This window comes from Bhargavaea cecembensis (assembly GCF_000826125.2).
Lineage (GTDB): Bacteria > Bacillota > Bacilli > Bacillales_A > Planococcaceae > Bhargavaea > Bhargavaea cecembensis_B.
This window is the reverse complement of sequence record NZ_LN651373.1, coordinates 767,827-774,179: the sequence shown is the minus strand read 5'-3', so window position 1 is coordinate 774,179 and position 6,353 is coordinate 767,827. Positions and strand designations below refer to the sequence as shown.

2 protein-coding genes and 3 pseudogenes are annotated in these 6,353 nt (G+C 62.8%); 3 read left to right on the top strand and 2 right to left on the bottom strand.

The features are described from left to right. The 3 pseudogenes from BN1189_RS16130 to BN1189_RS16815 all read left to right on the top strand — a co-directional run. Positions 1-893: pseudogene (locus BN1189_RS16130) on the top strand (hypothetical protein); the annotation flags it as partial. Continuing rightward, positions 890-3,061 (top strand): annotated as a pseudogene (locus BN1189_RS16820) (DEAD/DEAH box helicase); the annotation flags it as partial. The pseudogenes BN1189_RS16130 and BN1189_RS16820, both read left to right, overlap by 4 nt. A gap of 171 nt (positions 3,062-3,232) precedes the next feature. Beyond that, a pseudogene (locus tag BN1189_RS16815) lies at positions 3,233-5,161 on the top strand (DEAD/DEAH box helicase); the annotation flags it as partial. Between the two features lie 485 nt (positions 5,162-5,646). Here BN1189_RS16815 and BN1189_RS16125 read toward each other — a convergent pair. After that, positions 5,647-5,808, bottom strand: coding sequence for a hypothetical protein (locus BN1189_RS16125; protein WP_179860938.1), 162 nt, complete (start codon positions 5,806-5,808; stop codon positions 5,647-5,649). 82 nt (positions 5,809-5,890) lie between these two features. Continuing rightward, on the bottom strand, positions 5,891-6,353 hold a 463-nt coding region (locus BN1189_RS09465), incomplete at its 5' end, for a hypothetical protein (protein ID WP_040227671.1).

Sequence of the window (6,353 nt, the reverse complement as noted above, 5' to 3'; positions counted from 1 at the left end):
TCTCCCGCCAGTCCGCATCGCGGCGGCTGTTTGCCGCGGATCCGTTTTACCAGGACCTCGAGGAGCTCGTGCGCTCGTTCGTGCTCGGGGCGGGCCACGGCCGGGAGATGTGGATTTCGGTCTACCGGGACGTGTGGCAGACGCTGTTCACCGGCGTTGATGCCCGGGAACGCGAACTGGAGGCGCTCGGGCGGATGCAGCCGGAGTCGCCCGCTTCCCCGCTGCCGCTCATGAAGGCGTGGCTGGCGGTCCTGCTCGGCAAGCCGGCGTCCGGCCTCTCCGTGCCGGCCGACCCGGACGCCGCCCCCCTCTTCCCCGCCTGGATCGAGCTCGCGGAATTTGTTGCGGCGCAGGGGGCTGATGAAGATGCGCGGGAGATCCTCCTTGCCGCCGCTCCGCTGATCACTCCTTACATGGAGGCGGTCTCGTTCATGGAACAGCGGAAGGCGGCCGCGACGCTTGCGGATCTCTGCCGCGACACCGGCATGCGGGAAGACGTGACGGCCGACATCCTGCTCAGCTGCGGTGCCGCCGCCGAGACGGAGTATGCCGAGTTCCTGCTTGACCGTCACCGCTACCGGGAATGGGCCGCCTGGCATCATCTGAACCGGTCCGGCTTCGACCGGGTGGAGATGACCGGCCTCAAGACGCTCATCGAAGAAGCGCCGATGGAGGCGATTTACCTTTGCCACACCCACGTCACCGAACAGATCGCCCTCCGCAACCGGATGAACTACAAAGAGGCCGTCCGCGTCCTGAAGAAGATGAAGCGGGCCGCGAAGAAAGCCGGCCGGGCCGACTGGTGGAACGAGTATCTCGCCGTCCTCCGGAAAAAGCACAGCCGCCTCCGTGCGCTGATGGAAGAGATGGAAAGAGGGAAGCTGACTTTATGAAACCGATGACTTTGAAACGGACCATCCGGCTGAGCGTCCGGGAACTGCCGGACCGGCGATTCGCCGTGGAAGCGGAAGAATGGGACGGCCTGCAGCTGAGCGCCCGCCGGCTCCGGGAAATCCTGTTCTTCAGCCACACTCGCTCGTTCCTCGGACTCGAGGCGGAGAGCGGCGAGGGGCCGGTCCTCCTCACGCCGCGCGAAGCGGTCGAGACGTTCGGCGCCGACTATCCGCTCGCCGAATTTGAAGGCGCCACGCAGGAAGACGCGGAGAAGCTCGGCGACATACTCCGGGCGGCCGGCATCTGGAACAGCCCCGGGCTTCCGGAAATCGCCGGGGCCGACGGGGGCGAACTCCGCTTCGCCGGAGAATCAGACGTCACGGCCGGAACGGCGCGGATGCTCGAGGATGCTTTCCGCGAGCTGCTGGCGGAAGGCGGGATCGGGACCGAGCGGCTCGGGGACGTGATTGAATTCCGCCGTGCGGAAACCGATGCGGCCGAAGACGGCACCGCCCTTCCGTTCCGAATGGCCGTCCGATTGTCCGAACCGGAAGATACCGACGGCGAGTGGATGCTTGAAACCGTGCTCGTGAACAAGCGCGGCGGCACGCACTGGACGCCCGCGGCGCGGAAGACTGGTCTCCACCCGTCCGCATCACTTCCGAAGAAATGGAAGGAATTCGCGGAGCCGGTCGCACGCATGCAGGACCGGATCGCCGCCCTCCTCTACGGCGACCTTCCGCCCGGCCGCACGCAAGGTTCGTTCGTCTCCGAACCGCTTGAGGATCCGGACGTCCGGAAGTTCCTCGTGGACGACCTGCCGATACTCCAGTCGCTCGGCATCGACGTCATCCTGCCCGCCTGGCTGCGCGACGCGGCCGAGCGGAAGGTGCGCGTCCGGGCTTCGACGTCCGCCGGTTCTTCCGGCACCGCCCGGCTTGACGATGCGCTCGACTTCAACTGGTCGTTCTCGCTCGGCGGCGAAGAGATTTCGGCCGAACGCTTCCGTCGGCTCGTCGACGAGAAGCGGGAATTCATCCGGGCCGGCGACGAATGGTTCCGGCTCGACGCCGCCTGGCTCGCCCGCATCCGCGAAATGATGGAAGAGGCGGACCGCGGCGGCTGGACCGTGAAGGATCTTCTGTTCCGTGACCTGGAAGACGAGCTGCGGAACGACGGCGCCGATGCGGACGACGAGGATGATGAAGACGATCCGCTCTTCACCTTCTCCCTTCAGCAGACGCTCAAGGAAGCCGTCAGCCGTGTGCGGAGCAAGGAAGGCATTCCGGAGGCGCCAATTCCGGCCGGTCTCCGGGCGACGCTCCGCCCGTACCAGAAAGACGGCTACGATTGGCTCGTCTTCATGCGGGAAAACGGATTCGGCGCAATCCTCGCCGACGACATGGGACTCGGAAAAACCGTGCAGCTCATCGCCTATCTGCTTCACTTGAATGAATCCGGAGCGGCGGCCGGCCCGTCGCTCATCATCTGCCCGACATCCGTCATCGGCAACTGGCAGCGCGAGCTCGACCGGTTCGCCCCGGGTCTGCCGGTCCATCTCCACTACGGGCAGAACCGGCTGAAGAACGGGGAGCTCGACGCGGAATTGCTGAAACTCGGCGACGGGCTCGTCCTCACGACCTACGGCACGTTCATGCAGGACCATGAGGAACTGTCCGAACGGGAATGGGCGTCCGTCACGCTCGACGAGGCGCAGAACATCAAAAACATGCAGACGAAGCAGTCCCGGGCGATCCGGAAGCTCCGCGGCGGCCACCATATTGCCCTCACCGGCACGCCCGTCGAAAACCGGCTCGCCGAACTGTGGGCGATCTTCGACTTCATCCACAAAGGGTACCTCGGCCGGTTCGCCGCGTTCCAGGAAGAGTACATCGGACCGATCGAGCGCGACGGATCGGAAGCGAAAAAGCAGAAACTCCGCGCGAAGATCGCCCCGTTCTTATTGCGGCGGACGAAATCGGATCCGGAACTCATGCTGAATCTGCCGGAGAAACTCGAGGAGAACGAGTACGTCCCGCTCACCGAAGAACAGGCGGCGCTCTATGAAAGCTACATCCGGGAAACGAAGGCCGGCCTCATGGAAGCGGAAGGCTTCCGGCGAAAAGGCATCATCCTGAAGATGCTCAGCCGGCTCAAGCAGCTGTGCAACCACCCGGCGCTGTTCCTGAAAGAGCCGTTCTCCGATCCCGAAGACATGATCGACCGCTCGAAGAAACTCGAACGGATCATCGAACTCACCGCCGAAATTGCGGAACGCGGCGAGCAGGTGCTGATCTTCACCCAGTACATCGGCATGGGCGAACTCATCCGCCACTGNGACCTGCCGATACTCCAGTCGCTCGGCATCGACGTCATCCTGCCCGCCTGGCTGCGCGACGCGGCCGAGCGGAAGGTGCGCGTCCGGGCTTCGACGTCCGCCGGTTCTTCCGGCACCGCCCGGCTTGACGATGCGCTCGACTTCAACTGGTCGTTCTCGCTCGGCGGCGAAGAGATTTCGGCCGAACGCTTCCGTCGGCTCGTCGACGAGAAGCGGGAATTCATCCGGGCCGGCGACGAATGGTTCCGGCTCGACGCCGCCTGGCTCGCCCGCATCCGCGAAATGATGGAAGAGGCGGACCGCGGCGGCTGGACCGTGAAGGATCTTCTGTTCCGTGACCTGGAAGACGAGCTGCGGAACGACGGCGCCGATGCGGACGACGAGGATGATGAAGACGATCCGCTCTTCACCTTCTCCCTTCAGCAGACGCTCAAGGAAGCCGTCAGCCGTGTGCGGAGCAAGGAAGGCATTCCGGAGGCGCCAATTCCGGCCGGTCTCCGGGCGACGCTCCGCCCGTACCAGAAAGACGGCTACGATTGGCTCGTCTTCATGCGGGAAAACGGATTCGGCGCAATCCTCGCCGACGACATGGGACTCGGAAAAACCGTGCAGCTCATCGCCTATCTGCTTCACTTGAATGAATCCGGAGCGGCGGCCGGCCCGTCGCTCATCATCTGCCCGACATCCGTCATCGGCAACTGGCAGCGCGAGCTCGACCGGTTCGCCCCGGGTCTGCCGGTCCATCTCCACTACGGGCAGAACCGGCTGAAGAACGGGGAGCTCGACGCGGAATTGCTGAAACTCGGCGACGGGCTCGTCCTCACGACCTACGGCACGTTCATGCAGGACCATGAGGAACTGTCCGAACGGGAATGGGCGTCCGTCACGCTCGACGAGGCGCAGAACATCAAAAACATGCAGACGAAGCAGTCCCGGGCGATCCGGAAGCTCCGCGGCGGCCACCATATTGCCCTCACCGGCACGCCCGTCGAAAACCGGCTCGCCGAACTGTGGGCGATCTTCGACTTCATCCACAAAGGGTACCTCGGCCGGTTCGCCGCGTTCCAGGAAGAGTACATCGGACCGATCGAGCGCGACGGATCGGAAGCGAAAAAGCAGAAACTCCGCGCGAAGATCGCCCCGTTCTTATTGCGGCGGACGAAATCGGATCCGGAACTCATGCTGAATCTGCCGGAGAAACTCGAGGAGAACGAGTACGTCCCGCTCACCGAAGAACAGGCGGCGCTCTATGAAAGCTACATCCGGGAAACGAAGGCCGGCCTCATGGAAGCGGAAGGCTTCCGGCGAAAAGGCATCATCCTGAAGATGCTCAGCCGGCTCAAGCAGCTGTGCAACCACCCGGCGCTGTTCCTGAAAGAGCCGTTCTCCGATCCCGAAGACATGATCGACCGCTCGAAGAAACTCGAACGGATCATCGAACTCACCGCCGAAATTGCGGAACGCGGCGAGCAGGTGCTGATCTTCACCCAGTACATCGGCATGGGCGAACTCATCCGCCACTGCCTGTCCGGCATCCACGGCATCGAAGCGCCGTTCCTCACCGGCAGCATGCCGAAAAGCAGCCGCGACCGTCTCGTTGAGGACTTCCAGCGGGGCGAATTCCCCGTGTTCCTGCTGTCCCTGAAGGCGGGCGGCACGGGGCTCAACCTGACCGGCGCCAATCATGTGTTGCACGCCGACCGCTGGTGGAACCCGGCCGTCGAAAACCAGGCGACCGACCGCGCCTACCGCATCGGCCAGGAACGCTTCGTCCACGTCCGGAAATTCGTCACGATCGGCACCGTCGAAGAAAAAATCGACCGCATGATCACAGAAAAAGCCGCGCTCTCCTCCGAACTCATCACCTCCGGCGCCTGGATCACCGACCTCACCGAACGCGAGCTCGATGACCTGTTCTCGATCGGATGAGCGGTAGGGGCTCGGAACGGGGGCTGGGGGCAGAATTGCAATTAGAGCGGCGGGATTTGCAATTAGAGCGGCAGATTTGCAATTAGAGAGCGGGATTTGCAATTAGAGTGGCAGATTTGCAATTAGAATGCGGAATTTGCAATTAGGGCGGCAGATTTGCAATTAGAATGCGGAAGTTGCAATTAGGGCGGCAGATTTGCAATTAGAATGCGGAATTTGCAATTAGGGCGGCAGATTTGCAATCAGACACTATGATTTGCAATTAGAATTTCGAAGTTGCAATTAGACCATCCGATTTGCAATTAGAATCTGGAATTCACAATTAGACACTCAAATTTGCAATTAGCCGCCCGCCTCAATCTGCAATCAGAACACTCCCTATCCCGACTCTGCCTGCTTCACCCGCCACACGGACCTTACTGCAGACGGCCCGGCCACCCCCATGGCCGGGCCGTCTTTCCCTGTATTCATATCAAGCGGTCTACTCACTGCTTCATGACAAAGTTTAGGATGTCAGCGTCCTGCCGGTACCGTTCATCGAGCCGTTTTTCAAGATGAACCACCCGCTCGTTCATATGTGCCACGATGCGGATCAACTGTTCGATTTGCTGCTCGGTTCGGATCAGCTGGTCTTCAATCTTTTTCATTTCGCTCGTTTTCCTTTCGGTTAGGTGGTTGGCCGGCCCTGGCCCATCGGCCCGCCGGCGCAGCGGTCGCGCCGGCCTGGCGTCATGGGCGGATCGGGAGTCCGGCTTTCTCGCTATCCGGCAATGTCAGTCCATCGGGCAGCGGGCCTGTTCCTTGGGCGGACGGGGCGCCGCTCATGCCGGCTGCGACCGTCTCGCGCTCCCGGTCGGGTGCCGGCCGGGGCTGGCCGCCCGGCGCTCCGTTTCCGTCGGCATGGACGTGATGCCCGCGGGTGTTCTGTGTAGGGTGGGGTTGGGTATATCCGTCCGGTTGCCGGTCGGCATCGGGACCGTCGGGCGCGGTCTGCCCGCCGTCCGCATGCTCACCTGCAGGCGCCGGGTGTCGGTCCTGTCCGGGATCCGGCCCCGGATTCCCTTCATCTCCGGCCTGGGCGGAAGCGGAGAGCAACTCCTCCGCCTGCTTTTCCAAACTTCCGGCCGGCGGTTTCAACTGGAGGAATTTCAGCTCCTCGCAAAGCACTTCCGTCACATACACACGTTCTCCG

Bases quoted from the DNA above. Each gene is read 5' to 3' on its own strand.
- BN1189_RS16125 (WP_179860938.1), bottom strand. From the start codon at position 5,808: ATGAAAAAGATTGAAGACCAGCTGATCCGAACCGAGCAGCAAATCGAA.